This window comes from Streptomyces sp. NPDC005374 (genome assembly GCF_042872225.1).
GTDB lineage: Bacteria > Actinomycetota > Actinomycetes > Streptomycetales > Streptomycetaceae > Streptomyces.
The window spans coordinates 439,671-458,422 of sequence record NZ_JBIAKA010000003.1 but is presented as its reverse complement, the minus strand read 5'-3'; the positions used below and the strand labels follow the sequence as shown (position 1 = coordinate 458,422).

General features: G+C 72.5%; 15 protein-coding genes. 4 read left to right on the top strand and 11 right to left on the bottom strand.

Annotation, left to right across the window (positions count from 1 at the left end; genetic code table 11):
- Window positions 1-147 precede the first annotated feature (147 nt).
- Entirely contained in the window at window positions 148-1,893 is a 1,746-nt protein-coding gene (gene treZ / locus ACFYRX_RS10370; protein ID WP_389097924.1) for a malto-oligosyltrehalose trehalohydrolase, read from the top strand.
- 27 nt (window positions 1,894-1,920) lie between these two features.
- On the opposite strand, the gene ACFYRX_RS10365 is transcribed toward treZ, so the two are convergent.
- From ACFYRX_RS10365 to ACFYRX_RS10345, 5 genes are all read right to left on the bottom strand, one after another.
- Window positions 1,921-2,448, bottom strand: coding sequence for a hypothetical protein (locus tag ACFYRX_RS10365; RefSeq protein WP_389097923.1), 528 nt, complete (start codon window positions 2,446-2,448; stop codon window positions 1,921-1,923).
- A gap of 80 nt (window positions 2,449-2,528) precedes the next feature.
- Window positions 2,529-3,482, bottom strand: coding sequence for an aminoglycoside phosphotransferase family protein (locus ACFYRX_RS10360; RefSeq protein WP_389097922.1), 954 nt, complete (start codon window positions 3,480-3,482; stop codon window positions 2,529-2,531).
- A 45-nt stretch (window positions 3,483-3,527) separates the two neighbouring features.
- The gene (locus ACFYRX_RS10355) at window positions 3,528-4,652 is read right to left on the bottom strand and encodes a M24 family metallopeptidase (protein WP_389098224.1); all 1,125 of its coding nucleotides are present in this window, start codon (window positions 4,650-4,652) and stop codon (window positions 3,528-3,530) included.
- A 590-nt stretch (window positions 4,653-5,242) separates the two neighbouring features.
- Complete coding sequence (locus tag ACFYRX_RS10350) at window positions 5,243-6,139, bottom strand: hypothetical protein (protein WP_389097921.1); 897 nt, start codon at window positions 6,137-6,139, stop codon at window positions 5,243-5,245.
- Entirely contained in the window at window positions 6,136-6,510 is a 375-nt protein-coding gene (locus ACFYRX_RS10345) for a peptidase inhibitor family I36 protein (protein WP_389097920.1), read from the bottom strand. The genes ACFYRX_RS10350 and ACFYRX_RS10345 overlap by 4 nt, the downstream gene beginning before the upstream one ends.
- 164 nt (window positions 6,511-6,674) lie before the next feature.
- Here ACFYRX_RS10345 and ACFYRX_RS10340 point away from each other — a divergent pair, with 164 nt between their 5' ends.
- Window positions 6,675-9,815 carry a tetratricopeptide repeat protein gene (locus ACFYRX_RS10340; RefSeq protein ID WP_389097919.1) on the top strand — a complete coding sequence of 1,047 codons (3,141 nt, stop codon included), beginning with the start codon at window positions 6,675-6,677 and terminating at the stop codon, window positions 9,813-9,815.
- Window positions 9,816-9,847: 32 nt separating this feature from the next.
- Here the strand turns inward: ACFYRX_RS10340 and ACFYRX_RS10335 are convergent, their stop codons facing one another.
- Together ACFYRX_RS10335 and ACFYRX_RS10330 are read right to left on the bottom strand one after the other, a co-directional pair.
- On the bottom strand, window positions 9,848-10,438 hold the full coding sequence (locus ACFYRX_RS10335) for a PDZ domain-containing protein (protein WP_389097918.1): 591 nt from the start codon (window positions 10,436-10,438) through the stop codon (window positions 9,848-9,850).
- Window positions 10,439-10,527: 89 nt separating this feature from the next.
- Window positions 10,528-11,403, bottom strand: a complete 876-nt coding sequence (locus ACFYRX_RS10330; protein WP_389097917.1) for a LysR family transcriptional regulator — start codon at window positions 11,401-11,403, stop codon at window positions 10,528-10,530.
- 86 nt (window positions 11,404-11,489) lie between these two features.
- Between ACFYRX_RS10330 and ACFYRX_RS10325 the strand changes: the two genes are divergently transcribed.
- A complete protein-coding gene (locus tag ACFYRX_RS10325) occupies window positions 11,490-12,224 on the top strand; it encodes a hypothetical protein (protein ID WP_389097916.1) in 735 nt (244 codons plus the stop codon).
- A gap of 22 nt (window positions 12,225-12,246) precedes the next feature.
- On the opposite strand, the gene phsA is transcribed toward ACFYRX_RS10325, so the two are convergent.
- Window positions 12,247-14,115 carry an O-aminophenol oxidase PhsA gene (phsA, locus tag ACFYRX_RS10320; protein ID WP_389097915.1) on the bottom strand — a complete coding sequence of 623 codons (1,869 nt, stop codon included), beginning with the start codon at window positions 14,113-14,115 and terminating at the stop codon, window positions 12,247-12,249.
- A gap of 206 nt (window positions 14,116-14,321) precedes the next feature.
- Window positions 14,322-16,481, bottom strand: a complete 2,160-nt coding sequence (gene cyc2, locus ACFYRX_RS10315; protein WP_389097914.1) for a germacradienol/geosmin synthase Cyc2 — start codon at window positions 16,479-16,481, stop codon at window positions 14,322-14,324.
- 212 nt (window positions 16,482-16,693) lie between these two features.
- Here cyc2 and ACFYRX_RS10310 point away from each other — a divergent pair, with 212 nt between their 5' ends.
- Window positions 16,694-16,891: a hypothetical protein gene (locus tag ACFYRX_RS10310; protein WP_389097913.1), complete on the top strand. Its 198-nt coding sequence runs from the start codon at window positions 16,694-16,696 to the stop codon at window positions 16,889-16,891.
- On the opposite strand, the gene ACFYRX_RS10305 is transcribed toward ACFYRX_RS10310, so the two are convergent.
- Together ACFYRX_RS10305 and ACFYRX_RS10300 are read right to left on the bottom strand one after the other, a co-directional pair.
- Window positions 16,879-17,694, bottom strand: a complete 816-nt coding sequence (locus tag ACFYRX_RS10305) for an ABC transporter ATP-binding protein (RefSeq protein WP_389097912.1) — start codon at window positions 17,692-17,694, stop codon at window positions 16,879-16,881. The genes ACFYRX_RS10310 and ACFYRX_RS10305 overlap by 13 nt on opposite strands.
- Window positions 17,691-18,608 (bottom strand): ABC transporter permease, encoded by a 918-nt coding sequence (locus ACFYRX_RS10300; protein WP_389097911.1) that lies wholly within the window; start codon window positions 18,606-18,608, stop codon window positions 17,691-17,693. The genes ACFYRX_RS10305 and ACFYRX_RS10300 overlap by 4 nt, the downstream gene beginning before the upstream one ends.
- Window positions 18,609-18,752: the final 144 nt, after the last annotated feature.

Below are 18,752 nucleotides of genomic sequence, written 5' to 3'. Positions count from 1 at the left end.
CCGGGTGTCCAGAAAACGAGACAACGGCCGCCACACGCGCGTACCTGACGACACCTGCCGCAAACAGGAAGATTCAAAGGCGGATCGATCTCGTTTGAAGCACCATGGACGGGCTACAACACGGTGAGCAGACGAAGGGGATCGTCCATGCAGTTCGAGGTGTGGGCCCCGCAGGCCGGCCGTGTGACGCTCCATTGCGAGGGTGCCACGCACGCGTTGGAGCGCGATCCGGAACGCGCGGGATGGTGGTTCGCGGAGGCGGCGGCCGGGGACGGCGCGCGCTACGGCTTCGCGCTGGACGACGGCCCGGTGCTGCCCGATCCGCGCTCGCGCCGTCAGCCGGACGGCCCGGACGGCCTCAGCGCGGTCGTCGAGCACGAACGGTACGCATGGCGTACGCGATGGGCGGGCCGTCCGCTGCCCGGCGCGGTCCTGTACGAACTGCACGTGGGCACGTACACGCACGAGGGAACCCTGGACGCGGCCGCCGCCCGTCTCGACCACCTCGTCGAACTCGGCGTCACCCACGTCGAGTTGATGCCCCTGTGCCCCTTCCCCGGGCGGCACGGCTGGGGTTACGAGGGCGTCTCCCTGTGGGCCGTCCACGAGCCCTACGGCGGCCCCGAGGCCCTCAAGCGTTTCGTCGACCGGGCCCACGAACTGGGCCTCGGGGTGGTCCTGGACGTGGTGCACAACCACCTGGGGCCGTCCGGCAACTACCTGCCCGCCTTCGGGCCGTACTTCACCGACACGCACCACACGCCCTGGGGTTCCGCGGTCAACCTGGACGCGCCCGGCTCGGACGAGGTGCGCGCCTATCTGCTGGGCAGCGCCCTTTCCTGGCTGCGGGACTACCGGATCGACGGGCTGCGTCTGGACGCCGTGCACGCGCTGGCCGACACGCGCGCGTGCCACTTCCTGGAGGAGCTGTCGACCGCCGTCGACACCCTCGCGGCCGATCTGGGGCGGCCGCTGTTCCTGGTCGCCGAGTCGGACCTCAACGACCCGCGGCTGATCACGCCCCGCACGGAGAGCGGTCTCGGGCTGCACGCGCAGTGGAACGACGACTTCCATCACGCCCTGCACACCGCGCTGACCGGCGAGGCCCAGGGCTACTACGCCGACTTCGGCCGCGCACCCCTCGCCGCCCTCGCCAAGACGCTCACCGGCGGCTACTTCCACGACGGCACCTACTCCAGCTTCCGAGGCCGGGCCCACGGGCGCCCGCTGGACCGTACGCGCGTGGCGGCGCACCGGCTGCTCGGCTACTCCCAGACCCACGACCAGGTCGGCAACCGCGCTCAGGGCGACCGGCTGGCCGCGTCGCTCTCCCCCGGCCTGGTGGCCTGTGCGGCGGCGCTCACCCTGACCGCGCCCTTCACGCCGATGCTGTTCATGGGTGAGGAGTGGGCGGCGGGCACACCCTGGCAGTTCTTCACCGACCACACCGATCCCGAACTCGCGGAGGCCGTACGGCGGGGCAGGCGGAGGGAGTTCGCGGAGCACGGCTGGGCCGAGGAGGATGTGCCCGACCCGCAGGACCCGGCGACCCGTGACCGCTCGTGCCTCGACTGGTCCGAACTCGAACGGGAACCCCACGCGCGGGTGCTGGCCTGGTACCGCCGGCTCCTGGCGCTGCGCCACGAACAGCCGGATCTCACCGACCCCGACCTCGCCGACACCAAGGTCGCCCACGACGAGGACCAGCGCTGGCTCGCCTTCCGCCGCGGGGACGTCCGGGTGGCCGTGAACCTCGCCAAGTCGCCCGCCGCCATCCCCCTGGGGCCCCGCGAGGCCCGCGTCCTGGCGGCCTGGGAGCCCGTGGAGGCCCCGGGCGCGGGCGGGGTGCTGCATGTGCCCGGGGAGTCGTGCGTGGTGCTGCTGCAGGCGTGATCCGACGAGCCCCCTTTCCTCCCCGGCTCACGCGAGGGCGGGCAGGGCGGCCGGTCCCTGGTGGCGGGCACGTGTGCGCAGACCGCGGACGACGATCACGCCCAGGCGGACGATGACCTCGCCGAAGGCCATGAGGACCAGGGCGGCCACCCATGCCTGCTCACTGGTGATGTCGTGATCGGCGGAGAAGCGGGCCACGAAGGCCCCACCGGAGGCGTGGGAGGACCAGACCGCGAAACCGAGGCGGAAGCCCATGCTGACCACCCACAGAGCCGCCGCGCCCAGGGTCGCCTTGACCCGTATGTGCCCGTCGGCGAACCGCACCCGGGTGATCAGGCCCCCTGCCAGGCCGAAGGCGACGCCGATCCCGGCGAACAGGCCGACCAGCAGCAGGTCATGGCCCGCGGTGGGGATGTGGTGCAGGTAGGTGGCCCCGGCCCAGGTGATCAGCGCGAGCGGCAGCAGGACCGTACGGAGGGTCAGTCTCTCCTCGCGCAGCTGCCGGAAGACCACGAGGAGGAGCGCCACATCGATGAGCCAGTCGGAGATCGTCATGCTTCGACTATCCGGCGCGGGTGCGGTCGGGCGCCTCGGCCCAGGGGTGGAGGGAGGGTGGAAAAGACCAGGTGGAGCGCCTACACCTCCGTGTCGTCCGGCTCGTCCCGCAGCTCGGTGACCCGTTCCAGCAGGATCGCCTCCCAGGCGCGTGCGAGGCGGGTCCTCAGCAGGCTCAGCGAAGCGCCCTCGCGGCCCTCCAGACCCGCGGCAAGACGGATCGCGGTGTCGCAGCGGGCCAGCCAGAGGCCCCGCAGGCAGGGGCGGGCGCCGTAACCGGCCAGGGTGGCGGCGCGGACCGCGGCGGGCGAGCCGACGGCGAGGGCGAGGCCCGCGATGTCCTCGGCGGGGTCCCCGACGACCGCGTCGGTCCAGTCGAGGACGCCCCGCACCCGGCCGTCGGCGCTGACCACGAGGTGTTCGCCGGTCAGGGCGTGGTGCACGAGGACCGCGCTGCCGGGTTGCGCGGCGAGCTGGACCGCGGCCGGCGAGGCGAGCTGCTGGAGCCGGGCCGGGTCGAACTCGTCGGCCTTGCCCAGGCGTTCGACGGCCCGGCCGGCCTCGCGGCGCAGCGACTCCAGGGAGCGCGGGGCGACGCGCGGTACGCCGAGCGCCTCCGCCTGCCGTACCGGCACCTCACGCAGTCCCGTGAGCAGCCCGGCCAGGTCGGCCTCGCCGACGGCGGACACGTCGTGCTCCTCCGCCGAGCCGCCGGGCACCCTGGTGTCCAGGGTGTAGGCCAGCCCCGGCGCCCACTCGCCGTAGGCGACGCTCATGGGCACGGCGACCGGCAGGTGCGCGCGTACCGCGTCGCGCAGGCGCAGCTCGCGGCGCCTGCGGGCGGAGGCCTCCCGGTCGTGGGCCAGGCGCAGCACATGGCGGGTACCGACCCACCACGTGGAGTGCTCGTCGGCCTCGGCGACGGGCCGGATCTCGGGTCCGCCCGTGCCGGCCGCGCCGAACGTGCTGTCCTTGAGCAGGGAACGGACCAGTCTGCGGACCGTGTCCGCGGTGGGTGTCGGTGCCTGGGTCATGGTCGCGCCGTAGTCACTGGAGGGATGGTGGGCTCGTGGGCCGGGTCAGTCCACTATGACCATCTCGCGAGTCGTGTCGTTGAGCCTGCGGCCGCCGTCCTCGGTGACCGTGACGATGTCCTCGATACGGACCCCGAAACGGCCCGGGAGATAGACGCCCGGCTCCACGGAGAAGCACATGCCCGGGACGAGGGGCTGCTCCTCGCCCTCGATCATGTAGGGCGGTTCGTGCGTGGTGACGCCGATGCCGTGCCCGGTGCGGTGGATGAAGCGGTCGCCGTACCCGGCGTCGGCGATGACCGCACGGGCGGCCCGGTCGACCTCCTGGCACGGCACTCCGGGCCGTACGGCACGGAAGCCCGCCTCCTGTGCCGCGCGCACCAGGTCGTGCACCCGGCGTTCCTCTTCGGTGGGCTCGCCGACGTGCACCGTGCGGGAGGTGTCGGAGCCGTAGCCGTCCTTGAGGCCGCCGAAGTCGAGCACGACCATGTCGCCGCGTTCGATGATCCGGTCGCCCACCTCGTGGTGCGGGTTGGCGCCGTTCGGCCCCGAGGCGACGATGGTGAAGTCGACCTGGGAGTGGCCGAACCGGCGCAGCAGGTCCGCCAGGTCGGCGGCCACCTCGGACTCCCGGCGGCCGCCGAAGGGAACCTTCCGGATCTCCTCGAACGTCGCGTCCGCGGCCGCGCCCGCGGCGGCCAGCAGTTCCAGTTCGGCCGTGTCCTTGACGGCACGGAGCATCGGCAGGGCCTCGGTCAGAGAGGCGTACGAGCTGCCGGGCAGTGCTTTCTGCAGGCCCAGCAGGTGCATGGCCCAGGCGTTGTCGCTGATGCCGAAACGGCCGGCGGCGTCCAGGAGGGTGGCCGTGGCGGCGTAGGGGTCCTTGCCGTCGGTCCAGTCCCGCAGGGTCAGGGCGCTCGCCCCGGCTGCCCTGGCGGCGTCCGGGGCCTCCAGGGTGGGGACGACGAGGACGGGGTCCTGGCCGGGGGCGAGGACCAGCAGGGTGAGCCGTTCGGTGGCCGCGGTCGGCGCGTAACCGGTGAGCCACACGAGGTCCGGCCCGGGGGCCACCAGGAGAGCCGCGAGCCCGGCCTCGGCCGCCGACCGCACCGCGCGCTCCATGCGGGCCTTGTAGTCGTCGGCGGCGAAGGGCGCTGCGGTGCCGGTCATGCGGGCCTCCCGGGGCGGACGAAGGTCTGTGGGCAGCATCCTGCCCGGACGGCGGGGGGCGCGCGAGCCGATCGACACGACTTTCGGACGCGCGTCGAAGAACATGATGTCCACGGAGTCCGGCACGCCGGGCGTGGTCCTGATCATGATCCCACCGGCACTGCCGCGCGGTCTGCTGCCGAGCCACGGGCAGCGGTACGTTCTCCAGGTCGCGTACGTCGATGGTGCCGGCCCGGAGAGCTGGGATCGCTGCCCGACCGGACGCGGTGCGGCCCGTGCGCGGGCGTCCTGTACCGGAGATCCGCCGGCGGAAGCGGCGAGGGGGTCGATGACCTGTTCGACGGTCCTGGTCCGGAGGAACTGCCAGGGGTGGTCGGTCCGGATGTGATCCGAGAAGAGCCGGTCGGGGCGCGGTGCAGCTCGACCGGGGATGCAGGCCGGCCTGGCCCTGAGCGCGGGAGCCTCGTGGGTGCCGCGATCGCCGACGATCAGGTGGACCCGGGTCCGGATCTGCGGCTTCTCCACGGGCGACGGGTCGGCCGAACGCCTCCGGGCATGCGGGAACGCCGGCCTCCGCGGAGACCGGCGGTTCACGCGGTGGCGGTGGCCAGTGCCCTGCGCCGGTCCGTCACGTAGCTCGCCACGGTTTTTCTGTCGGCTGCCGTCAACAGACGCTTCTCAACCGCCTGTTGGACGTCCCGGACGGCTTCGGACAGTCCCGTCTCCAGCTGGCACAGCGCGTCGGCTCGGGCGGTGCGGATCTCGTCGCTGCCGAGTGCGCGCAGGGCCTTCTCGTCCGAGGCGGCTGTGCGCAGGCGGGAGTCGACGGCCTGCCGGGGAGCCTGGAGGTCCTTCGCCGGGTGCCCCGCCTTCGTCATGCACGAGGACCAACGGCCCACGGCGGAGAGGTACTTGGAATCCTTTTCCACAGCGCCGAGGACACGGTTGACCAGTCCTGCGGTGAGGGGTTCGACCGTGTTCCAGTCCGCCCCGTACAGCTCGGTGCGGGCCCGGGCGACACAGCCGTCGGTGGAGTACGCCAGGCTGACGCCGTCGGGCAGCCGCAGGCTCACCCGGTGCGCCGGGGTACCGGTCAGGGCCCGCTGCCAGGCCGCCCGGTGGGGTTCGGCGGCCGGGACGGGCGTGGCCCGTCGGTAGAGGTACTCGCCGACGATGCCGTACCCGTCCTGGGTCGCTTTCTTTACGGTCAGCAGCCCGTACGGGTTGGTCTCCTCACCCCGCGCGGACGCGGTACGGGGTTGCGGCGTGTATGTCTGGCCGCGGGCGCCCATACAGGCGGCGACGGCTCGTTCCTCACGGTCGTACAGACGTACGGCGTCGGCGTGGCTGGACGCGGTGACGCCCGACAGGGGCCGGACGTCGAGCGCTGCGGGCCCGCGGCCGGGCTGCTCCTGGCGGGAGCAGCCGGCCGCGGTCAGCACAAGGAGCACCGCGAGCAGTGTCCGTCGCGCCGTGGCTGTGTTCACACGCACCAGTCGTTGGAGGCGACGTTGTGCCACCACACGGTGTTCGCCAGGGAGCCGTTGTAGTAGCCCTTGGCGAGGACGTAGCTGGAACCCGTGTAGCCCGTGCCGGAGTAGATGCGCACGTTGCAGTTGTTGCCGTTGTTGTACAGCGACTCGGCGTTGTTGAACTTGTTGTACTGCAGGAGGTTGGTGTTGTCGCCGTAGACCACGCCGGGGTCGCCCGAGCCGTTGACGCCGAGGTAGGCGCACAGCCCACCGGAGGGACAGTCCGACAGTGCCGCGCTCGCGGGGGCCGCGGTGACGAACGCGCCGGTGGTGGCCAGTGCCACGCCTCCCAGGGCGATGCCGGCCCTTGCCAGGATCCGCTTCATTCTCGTGTTCCTCCATCACTCGGGGCGCCGCCCACGGGACGGAAGTCGTCCGTGGTGCGAGCGAGTTGCCATGCACAAGGTGCCGCGAGGAGGTTGCCGGGGAGCTTGCGTAAACCTTGTCCCGCAGGTGGGCAGGTGGTTGGGTGGCGCCCGGTGGAGAAATCGTGAAGCTCACGGTGTGGGGCGGTGGAGACGGCGTGACCGGATTTCGGCTGCTGGGGCCCGTGGAGTTATGGGTGTCCGGCCACCCCGTCGAACTGGGCCCCGCCAAGCGGCGTACGGTCCTGGCAGCGCTGTTGGTGGACGCGGGACGCTGGGTACCGGCCGAGACACTGATCGACCGGGTCTGGGGCGAGGACCCGCCCGCACAGGTGCGCGCCACTCTCTACGCCCACATCGCCCGCATCCGCCGGATCCTCGCGGACACCGCCCCGCAGCTCTCCGGCAGCTCCGAAGTCCCGCCCACAGCACCGGCGTTGATGCGCGGCCCGGCCGGCTATCGGCTCGACATCGCGCCGGACCTGGTCGATGCGCACCGCTTCCGGGACCTGGTCGCGCGGGCCCGTCAGGCCGAACCATCCGACACGGCAAGGGTGTTGAGGTTGCGGGAGGCGACGGCCCTGTGGCAGGGCACGCCACTGGCCGGGCTGCCCGGTGAGTGGGCGGCGCGTACCCGGGAGAGCTGGCTGAACCAGTACGTCGACGCCGTTCTCGCCTGGGCGGACGCCGAACTCCGCGTGGGCGGCCATCTCGTGGTGATCGACACGCTGTCCCTCCTCGTCGGCGAGCACCCGCTGGTCGAGCCGCTGGCGGTGGCGCTGATGCGGGCGCTGCACGCCGCCGGGCGTGCCCCGGAGGCCCTCGCCTGCTACGCCGCCCTGCGCAAGCGGCTGGCCGACGAACTCGGCACCGCCCCTGGGGCGGAGGCCCGGCGCGCGCACCAGGAGCTCCTGAGCGGGAAGGATTCCCCGCGGCTGCCGTTCAGGGCCGGCGCCGAGCGCGCCAAGGCCGTCGTCCCCGCCCAACTCCCCCTGGAAGCAGCCGGGTTCACCGGTCGCGAGAACGAACTGGCCCGACTGGAGAAGGTCCTGGTCGTGAGCGAGGAACGGCCGACCACGGTGGTCGTCTCGGCGGTGTCCGGGACGGCGGGCGTGGGCAAGACAGCCCTGGCGGTGCACTGGGCACACCGGGCCCGGGACCGCTTCCCCGACGGTCAGTTGTACGTGAACCTGCGCGGCTACGACCCCGAGCGACCGATGACCGCCCCCGACGCGCTGGCCCGCTTCCTGACCGCGCTCGGGGTGCACGGGCAGGACATCCCGCTGGAGACGGACGACCGGGCGGCGCGCTACCGCACCGAGGTCGCGGGCCGGCGCATGCTGATCGTGCTCGACAACGCCGCCACCGTCGAGCAGGTCCGTCCCCTGCTGCCCGGCACCGGCTCCTGCGCGGTGCTGGTGACGAGCCGCGACAGCCTGGCCGGACTGGTCGCGCGGGAGGGCGCCCACCGCCTCGACCTCGATCTGCTGTCCGCCGACGCGGCCCGTACCCTGCTGCGCCGACTCATCGGCCCCCGCGCCGAGGCCGAGCCCGGCGCCGTGGACACCCTCGCCGCGCAGTGCGCCCGGCTGCCCCTGGCACTGCGGGTCGCCGCGGAGCTCGCCGCCGCGCGCCCCGGCACGCCGCTGACCGACCTCACCGCCGAACTCGCCGACCATCAGCGGCGGTTGTACCTGCTCGACGCCGACGGCGACCCCCGGACCGCCGTCGTCACGGTGTTCTCCTGGTCGCTACGGCAGTTACCGGCCGACGCGGCGCGTACGTTCCGGCAACTCGGCCTGCACCCCGGCCCGGACCTCGACGCGCACGCCACGGCCGCGCTGACCGGCAGCGACCTGGCGGACGCACGCCGCGACCTGCACATCCTCGCCCGCGCCCATCTGGTCCAGCACATGGACGCCACCCGGTACGGCCTGCACGACCTGCTGCGCGCCTACGCCGCCGGCCTCGCCACGGCCCAGGATGCGCCGGAGGCCCGCGAGGCGGCACTGGACCGGCTCTTCGACCACTACCTCGCCGCCGCGGCCGCCGCCATGGACCGCCTGCACCCGGCCGAGGCCCACCTGCGGCCCGCCCCTCCCCGGACCACCACACCCGTGCCCGACCTGTCCGACCCCGACGCCGCACGCGCCTGGCTGGACACCGAGCGCGCCTGTCTGACGGCGATGTCCGCCCACACCGCCGCCCACGGCCGGCCCACCCATGCCATCAGGCTCTCGCAGACCCTGTACCGCCACCTCATCAGCGGCCACCACACCGACGGCCTCACGATCCACGGCCACGCCCGGGACGCCGCCCGCCTGATCGCCGACCCGGCGGGCGAGGCCCGGGCCCTGCTCGGGATCGGCACCGCCCACTATCAACTGGCCCGGCACGAGCCGGCACGCCGGCACATCGAGGAGTCGCTGGCACTGTTCCGGAAGGCCGGTGACCCCACCGGCCAGGCCCGTGCCCTGGTCAACCTCGGCCTCGTCGACGAACGCCTGGGCAACTTCCTGTCGGCCGTCGAGTACCTCGAACAGGCACTGGTGCTGCACCGGAGCATCGACGACAGGTCGGGCGAGTCGATCGCCCTCAAGAACCTCGCCCACGTCGAGGTCCAGTTGGGCCGCTACGGCCAGGCCGCCGACCGTCTCCAGGAGTCCCTGACCCTGCTGCGCCGGACCGGAAACCGGTACCTGGAGGCACACGCACTCATGGACCTCGGCACGGTCGAGACGCGGCTCAGCCGGCTCGACCCGGCCGCCGACCACCTGGAGCAGGCCCTCACGCTGATCCACGAGGTCGGCGACAGCTACGGCGAGGCCGGGGCACTGCACGGCCTGGGCGTCGTGCGCTCACGATGCGACCGGCACGCGGAGGCCGTGCAGTGCCACCGGCAGGCGCTCGCCCTCTACCGCCAGAACGGCGACCGGTACGGTGAGGCGAGGGCGCTCAACGGCCTCGGCGAAGCCGCCCGGGCCGGGGGCCGCCCCACCGACGCCGTCACCCACCACACGGACGCCCTCACCATCGCCGAGGACATCGGCAACCCGGGCGAACAGGCCCACGCCCACGGCGGACTGGCCGAAGCCCACCACACGCTCGCCGACGCCGTCCTCGCCGTCCACCACTACGAACGTGCGCTCGCCCTCTACACCGAACACGGCATGCCGGAGGCCGACACCATCCGGACGAAGCTGGCCACGGTGACCGCCGGTCATGCCGGTGGCGGCCCCGACACCCTGGCCCATGAGGCGTCCTGATGGAACCGGGCCCGTCGTGACGCCGAGGACGTTCACGTGACCACACCCGGTACCGCCGTCAGTTGCTGGTACCCGCCGCTGCGGTGCCGGACCGTCAGGACGAGCTCGCGTCCGGGGCGGGCGTCGGCGACGGCTCGTGCGAGGTCGTCGGCCGTGTCGATACGGGTCCGGCCGAGGGCGAGGAGTACGTCGCCCCGGACCAGGCCTGCCGTGTAGCCCGGGCCCGGGACGTGGACGCCGACCACCAGGGCCCCGGCCTTCTCGGCGTCGACGGCCTCCAGGCCCAGGGTCGCGGCGGCGGGCACCGGCGACGGGGCGGTCGTCGGCCTCACGGAGGACGGGGCGTGGCTCGGGCGTGCCGAGGCCGACGGGCCGCCGGGGGGCGATCCCGCCCGTTGCCGGAGTTCGGCCAGTTTGTTCATGCCGATCACCGTGGCGCCCACCGTCCCGAGGCCCACCCCCGACAGCACCAGGACGGCGGCGACGAAGAGACCGAACAGCAGGGTCGTGAGCCGGCGCCCACGTCGGCGCGCGGCGTGCGGGCGCCGGGCGGGGCCGGGCTTCCGGCCGCCGCCGGACTCCTGACCGGGCATCGGCTTGGGGCGCAACGCAGTCTGTTCCATGGATCGCCTCCGGCTGGATCACCACCGTCTGGTGCCTACCCGGCGCACCGGCGCGCGACGAGCCACGAACGAGTGAGACTGACGTCCGGTCAGGAACGGGAAGCGTCCGGAACCAGCAGGTCGACGAAGTCCGCCGCCGCCCCGTCCGGTGAGCCCGCGTACACCAGTTCCGTCCGGTGCACGACCCTCGGACGGGTGACGGGCACGGCGACGGTGCCCGGCACCCCGGCCGTCGCGGACCTGGGCAGCAGGGCCAGACCGTGCCCCGCGGCGGCGAGGGCGGTCAGGACGCTCACATCGGTGCCCTCGTAGCGCAGGGCGGCCCGGAAACCGTGACCGCCGTTCGCGGCGCGGAGCTGGGACAACGGCAGGGCCGTGTCAGCGGCGTCGATCCAGCGGGCGTCGGCCAGGTCTCCGAGGTCCAGCCCGGTGCGCCCGGCCAGCGGATGGGCGTCCGGCAGCAGGACGCACACGGGCTCCTCCCCGATGCCGTGCGTGGTGAGCGGGGCCACGTCGGGGAGCCTCAGCGGGTCGCTGGGGGCGGCCAGGCCATCGGTCAGCCCGATGTCGGCCGTACCGGTGGCCACGGCGGCGGGGACCTCGTCGCGGGCCGTCACCCGCAGGGTCACGCCCGCTGCCGGGAGGGCGGCGAGGGTCCTCGGTCCGAGCGCGGTGGGAGCCACTGCGAGGGTCAGTCCGTGTGCGGGCGCGGCCGCCAGCCTGGCGACGTCCGCGCGGGCCGCGTCCAGGCGCAGCAGCAGCGGTTGGGCGTGTTCGAGAAGCCGGGCACCGGCCGCCGTGGGAGCGACGGGGCGGCGCATGAGCAGCGGCGCGCCGAGGTCCTGTTCGAGCGCCGCGATGTGCTGGGACACCGCCGACTGGGTGTAGCCGAGCTCGCGGGCGGCCGCCGAGAAGGAGGCGAGGCGGGCGACGGTGACGTAGGTGCGCAGAAGGTGCGGATCCATGCACTCAGCATCACATCAGAACTGCTTATCGAGCGTGCAGTAATCATCGTTGGACGCGATCCTCGAGCGGCCTCCAGGATGACGGCATGACGACGAACACGGCACGGACCGCCCGGATCGCCCTGGTCGGCGACCGCTCCCCCAACGTGGTGTCACACACCCGCATCCCCGGCCTGCTGGCCGCCCTCGTCGAGGGTGAGCGCCTTGTGCTCGACGCGTACTGGATCCCGTCCACGGACGCCGGGGACGCCGACTCCATGCGCGGGTTCGACGCGGTGTGGGTGGTGCCCGGCAGCCCCTACCGCAGCGAGGCAGGAGCCCTCGCGGCGATCCGCACGGCGCGCGAGGCGGGCATTCCCTTCCTCGGCACGTGCGGCGGGTTCCAGCACGCGCTGCTGGAGTACGCCCGTGACGTCTGCGGGCTGACCCGGGTCGCACACGCCGAGAACGACCCGGACGCCGACGACCTCCTCATCGAGCCGCTGACCTGTTCCCTCGCCGGCCACGAGGGCGTGGTGAACGTCGAACCCGGCTCACTGGCCCGGTCGGTGATCGGCTCCGAGCGGACCGTGGAGCGCTATTTCTGTGCCTACGGCCCCTCCCGCCATCTGGACATCCTGCGCGCCCACGGTCTGCGCTTCTCCGGGCACGACGAGGACGGCCATGTCCGGATCGTCGAACTTCCGGGCCACCCCTTCTTCCTGGCCACGCTGTTCCAGCCGGAGCTGTCCGGCGACGGCTCGCGCCCGCACCCGGTCGTCCGGGCGCTGGCACGAGCCGCGGTGGAGCACGCCCGGCGCAGGGCGCGTCAGTCCGTGTGACCCGCGCCGCGCGCGGCGGGCCTCAGCCCGTGTGCCCCTCGCCGTGGCCGCCGTGGGCCCCGCCGTGGTCGAACTTCAGCGCCTCCGGGGGCATGACGACGAAGGGGCGCATCATGCCCATGTCCTCGTGCTCCAGGAAGTGGCAGTGGTACATGAAGCGGCCGTACGCCCCGTCGAACTTCCCCATGATGCGGAGCATCTGACTCCCCGGAACCCGGTAGACGTCCTTGTAGCCCAGCTCGTTGGGCGCCAGCGGGATCGTCCTGGACGGGTCGAAGGTGAGCGGGGTGCGGGTGCCGCCCACCGTCGCGTCGAAGCCCGTCACCACGTACGGATCCCGGCTGAGAGCCTGGAAGTCGGCCAGGTGGATGTGCATCGGGTGCGGGATCGGCGCGAGGTTGAGGAAGCTCCACTGTTCGTGGCTGCCCTCGGCGATGGTGAAGCCCAGGCCGTCGTTGAACGTGCGTGCCGTGCGCCGGTACGTCTTGGTAGTGCCGTCGGCACCGGTGACCTGGATGACGCCGTCGGCCGGGAACTGGATGCCGCCCGCGTCCTCGATCTCCGTCATCTCCCAGATCTCGGGGTGCCCGCCCGAGCCCTTGGTGCCGGGCGGGGTGAGCACGATCAGGCGGTGGCCGTGCGGGATGTCGTGCGTGTACCGGCGGAAGGAGCCGGAGAGCACCTCGGGCAGCTCGAAGGTGTCGGTCCCGCAGGTCTCCTGGACCCGGAACTCCATGACCGCCGGATAGCGGACGCCGCCCGCCGGGTCGGGCACACCCGCGGGCTGGTTCGGCCCCTTGTTGACCAGGCGGAGCGTACGGCCGGCGAAGGCGCGGAAGTCGACGAGCAGGTCGAAGCGCTCGGCGGGTGCCGCGGTCAGCGTGGGCAGCGCCCCGGCGAAGTCGATCGGCACCGGACGCGGCAGCAGCCCGCCGTCGCTGCCGATCTGGTGGACGGTCCCGGGCACCGGGTTGTCGTCCTCGTCGAGCAGGACGAGGTCGTAGATGCGCGCGTTCGACGCGTTGACCAGCCGGAAGCGGTACCAGCCGGCCTCCACCTCCGCGTACGGCCAGATACGGCCGTTGACCGTGGTGTACGGCCCGGCGAAGGGGATGGTGACCGGCTTGCCCGTCTCCGGGTTCTGCTGCTGGACGATGAGCGTCTTGTGCAGCAGGCGTCCGTTGAGCCGGCCGTCCTCGTCGGTGTCGAGGTTGCGGTCGGCGAGCAGCAGCGGGATCTCCCGCTCGCCGCACGGCAGGTGGAGCGCGTCCTCCTCGTCGTCGCGGACGAGGTAGGTGCCGTACAGGCCCGCCATCACGTTCCACCGGGTGATGTTCATGGCGTGGTCGTGGTACCACCACTGCACCGCCTGGTGGTCGTTCGGGTACTCGGAGAGCTGGGCGTCGCCGAAGCCGACCGCGTTGTCCGCCCAGCCGTCGTTGCCGCCGCCCGTCTGCGCGCCGTGCAGGTGGGTCACCGACCAGGCGGGCAGGGCGGCGACGTCCTTGTTGGGCTCGGCGCCCTCGCGGCCCGGCAGGGTCGGCGAGGCAGGCGGCAGCACCTCGACCGAGGTGACCGGGTACTCGCTGCCCTTCGGGATGCGGTTGGTCCAGGCGATGCGGACGCGCTCTCCGCGCCGCACCTCGATGGTGGGGCCCGGCACCTGGCCGTCGTACCCCCACATCAGGGTCGGCGGCAGTTGCGGGTGCAGGCGCACCCAGGTCGGGCGCAGGGCGATCTCCGTCTCGCGCAGCACGTCACCCGAGGCGGGACGCAGGACGGGCGGGACGGGCAGCGGCGCGACGTACGGCGTCAGCTCGCCCGGCGCCGCCGGCTCCGCTTCCGGTCGGCCCTGGTCGCTCTCGGTGATCCTGTCGATGATCTCGGTCAAGGTCTGAACACCCCCGTGTGTTCTGCTGACTGTTTCCCGTACCTCGTCAGACTCCTGAGACCCCACCGAAGTTCCCTGAATGCCCCATTCCGGACGAGAAGGTTGGGAAACCGCATACGGAACAACGCCGTCCCGTTACCGACGGGCGCCGCTACGTTCTGTGACGTGCTCTCCCGGGCTCGGCCCGGCGTGAGGAGGGTTCGGCGTCAGCCCGCCACGGGGAGGGCCGGTGGGCGGTCCGGGAGGAAGCCGTGGGTGCGGGCGGCCAGGTGTTCGGACTTGTAGCGGTCGACCGTGCGGTGCCAGTGCAGGATGCCCGCCATCCAGTGCTGGAGGTCCTGGACGTAGCCGCGCATCACCTCGCGTGCCTCCTCCGAGAGCCCGAAGTCGTCGTACACGACGGGCAGTTCGTGTGCGGCGACATGTTCGAACTGCTGCATGCGCTGGGTCATCAGGTCGTGGACGACACGGAGGCCGGTCGGGTAGTCGATGCCGAAGAAGTTCTGCACGACGAGGATGGCGTTGTGGATCTCGCCCTCGTACTCGATCTCCTTCTGGTACGAGAAGACGTCGTTGAGCAGGCACGCGTAGTCGACGGCGGCGTTCTCCAGCGACCGCACCGGCCCGCTGCGGTAGACCTCCGGCGGGACAGAGGGCCCGTGACCCATCCGGCACATGCTCATGGTGAGGTCGGAGCCGAAGGTGGCGCGGCGCATCTCGAGGTAGTCGACGGGGTCCGGGATGCGGTTCTGGAGCTGGTTGCTCACCTCCCACACCCAGCTCTCGGTCATCACGTTCACGGAGTCCTTGAGGGTGCGTCGCTGCTCGGGGGTCATCTCCGCGGTGGTGTCGGCCCAGAGGTCGATCAGGCCGCGTTCCATGGCGTTGACGGGGACCAGGCTCTGTTCGCCGTCGAGCGGCATGCAGTCCGACAGTCGCTGGGTGGTGAGGCGGGCGGCGGCCAGGTCGCGGCGGCCGCCGTAGACCAGGGGGTAGTAGTCGTCGCCGTAGGTTCCCCAAGCGAGCCAGTGCGAGCTGAGGTCGAGGGCCTCGGGGCTCGCGTCCGGGTCGATGCCCGCGGAGCACAGAGGGAGGTCGGCCGCGGCGAGCTTGTCCTCGTCCCAGACGCCCTCCTGGAGCATGCCCATGCGGTATGCCCACTCGAGGAGGCGGGGCCGGGCGCCGGGCAGGTGGGGGCTGTGTTCCACCGCGAACGGCATGGAGAAGTCGGGCAGCAGGGACGGGCCGACCTTCTGGAAGGGCACGTGCGTGTAGGCGCGCAGCCGCTCGGCGCCGGCCGCGGCGAGCAGGGCGCCCACGTCGGCGGCGGAGGTACCCGCGCCGGTCAGCCCGTGCCACGGCTTGGCCGTCTGCGCGCGGGCGTTCATGTACCGGCTGGAGCGCATGTGCCATTCGTGGCCGCCGGACTGCCAGTCCTGGAGTCCTTGCGTGTACTTGGCGACGGCGACCGCCTCGGTCGGCGAGAGACCCGCCTCCAGGGCGACCGCGGGGACCTCGGTGAGGGCGGTGTGCTCGAACTGGTGGAGACGGGAGGTGAGGACGTCGTTGACGGTGTCGGCGGCCTCCTGGGTGGTGCAGCCGAAGAACGTCTCCAGGACGAGCACGCCGTTGCTGAGCTCGCCCTCGTCCTCGACCTCGCGCTGGTAGGAGAACAGGTCGTTGCGCAGGTGCACGGCGTCGGAGAACGTCTCCATCAGGACCCTCAGCGGCCTCGATCCGGCGACGGAGGCGGGGACCTCGGCGGTCGCGTACTCCACGAGACCGGCGGACCAGGGGGCGCCGCCGACCTTGCGGCGCATCTCGATGTACTCGACGGGATTGGCGATCCGCCCCTCGTTGATGTTGGACAGCTCCCACAGGGACTCGTTGAGCAGGTGCTCGGTGGCGACGGCGAAGCGGCGGCGCCAGTCGCCGGACATCGACGGCACGGTGCGCGTCCACAGGTCGGCGAGGCCCGCCTCGACCGGGTTCTCCGGCTCGGGCATCGGCGTCGACAGGTCCATCGGCATGAACAGGGGCAGGCGGTCGAGGTAGGCCTTGCCGCCGGCGCGGTCCTGGGTGCGCTTGAAGGTCTCCAGGAAGTGGTCGTCGAAGAAGAACACCCACACGTACCAGTCGGTGATCAGCGACAGCGCGGGGCCGTCGCAGTCGGGGTGCGTGTAGGCGCAGAGCAGGCCGTAGTCGTGCGCGTCGAGATCGGACTGCTCCCAGATCCCGGACCCCTCCAGCATGCCCATCTCGCGCGCCCACACGGTCGAGTGGGCGCGGGCCTCGTCGACGTGCGGGTTCAGCCGCGCTGGATACGGCATGTAGAAGTGCGGGAGTTCGAAGGGCTGCTGCGTCATGAGCCGGGCCCTACCCAGGCCTCCCGAGTGGCATCCACAGCCCGGGACATGATCACACCATCGCGTGAATCAGGGCCGAAACCGGGCACTGCGGAGGGGACTTGTGACGCTGGGGGTGGCGCGGGCCCCTGCCTGCGCCGAGGTCCCACGCCCCGGGCATCCGGCATACGACACCTCGGACTTCAGAGGCGCGGCTCCCGGCCGTCCTCGGCGTGGACCGGGCACGGCTCCCGGCCGTCCGCGGTGTGGCCCGCGTCCTGCCGTCCAAGGCGCTGATACCGGGGGCGGAGCGGCAACCTCCGGCGGGCGCCCGGCCCCCGACGGCCCGCTGGACCGCCTCGCGGGCAACGGCACGACGGGTGCAGGCCTCGGGCCACCGGATGGTGTGGCAGGGCGTTCAGATCTCCTGACCGCCCTGACCGCGGACCGCCCGCCCCACCTCCGCCCGCAGCCCGACGAACTCCGGCAGTCCGCGGGTGGCGATCTGGTCCCGCCGCCCGGAAAGCCGGACCGGCAGGTCCAGGACGATGCGCGAGCCGGGGCCCGGGGAGAGGACGACGACACGGTCGCCGACATAGACGCTCTCGTCGATGTCGTGGGTGACGAACACGATGGTCGTACCGTCGGTGCGGTGGACTTCCAGGAGGAGGTCCTCCAGGTCCTCCCGGGTCTGGGCGTCGAGGGAACCGAAGGGTTCGTCCATGAGCAGGAGGGTGGGGCGGCAGACGAGGGCGCGGGCGATGGCCACGCGCTGCTGCATGCCGCCGGACAGCTGCCAGGGGTGGCGGCGGGCGGCGCCGGACAGGCCGACGCGGTCGAGGATGCGGTCGGCCTCGGCACGCCGTTCGGCCCGGGCGAGGCCGCGCCGGCGCAGTGGCAGGGCGACGTTGTCGCGGACCGTGAGCCAGGGGAAGAGGGAACGGCCGTAGTCCTGGAAGACGACGGCCAGGCTGTCGGGGACACCGTCGACCGGGTCGTCGCCGATGGTGACCGTGCCCTCGTGTGCGGGGAGGAGGCCGGCGATGGTGCGCAGCAGGGTGGACTTGCCGCAGCCGGACGGGCCCACGACACACAGGAGTTGGCCCGCGGGGACGGTGAGGGTGATGTCGTGCAGGACGTGGTGGTCGCCGTAGTGCTGGCCGACCGCGGAGAGCCGGAGGACGCGGTCGGTCCCCTGTTCCCCTTCTGCCAGGGGTCGGGTGGTGTGACTCATACGGCTCTCCCCTTGCCGGTCAGCCGTTTCTCGACCGCCAGCAGACCGGTGTTGAGCAGATGGCCGAGGACGCCGAGCAGGACCAGCGCCGCCCATACGGTGAGCAGGTCGGAGCGGGTCTGGGCCTCGGTGAGCGTGAAGCCGATGCCGTTCGCGGTGCCCGGCAGCAGTTCCGAGAACACCATGAGGATCAGGGAGAGCGAAAGACTCAGGCGCAGTCCGGCGAAGATACGGGGCAGGGCCGAGGGCAGGACGAGGAACCACAGGCGTTCGGCGGTGTTGAGGCGCAGCACCTCGGCGACGTCGAGGCGCAGGGGGTCGGTGTTGCGGACGCCGGCCGCGGTGTTGATGAGTACGGGCCACACTGCGCTGAAGGCGATCGACGCGATCTGCATGGGCGTACCGAAGGCGAAGACCACGACGAACACCGGGACCAGAGCGGGGGGCGGGACGGCCCGGGCGAACTGGAGGACGGGGTTGCACAGTGCGTACACCCGCCGCGAGCGGCCGACCGCGACGCCGAGCACCACCCCGGCGACGGCGGCGAGGGCGAACCCCGCGGTCATCCGGCCGAGGCTGGGCAGGATGTCGTCCACGGCGGCCGCGCTGAGGAAGAGGTGCCGGACGGGCCCGTCGAACCACAGGTCGTGGATGTGGCGGGCGATGCGGTCGGGGGGCGGGAAGTAGACGCTGCCGTGGGCACGGGCGGCCGACTCCCAGACGCCCACGGCGAGGACGAGGACCGGCCAACGGAGCAGGGCGGGGTGGGTGACCGCCGGGGAGCGGGGCGCGGGCGACGGGGCGGACGGCGGGAGGTTCGGATGCGGCACACGTGCGACCTGCTCCAACGGCCGCTTCGGGTGCGGCCCGGACGCCCCCGAGCGGTCCGGAAGCGACCCGGACACCCTCGACATCCCCGGCTCCACCGGCCGGCCCGTGTACGGCTCAGGCGTCCCCGGCTCCACCGGCCGGCCCGTGTACGGCTCAGGCGTCCCCGGCTCCACCGGCCGGCCCGTGCACGGCTCAGGCGTCCCCGGCTCCACCGGCCGGCCCGTGTA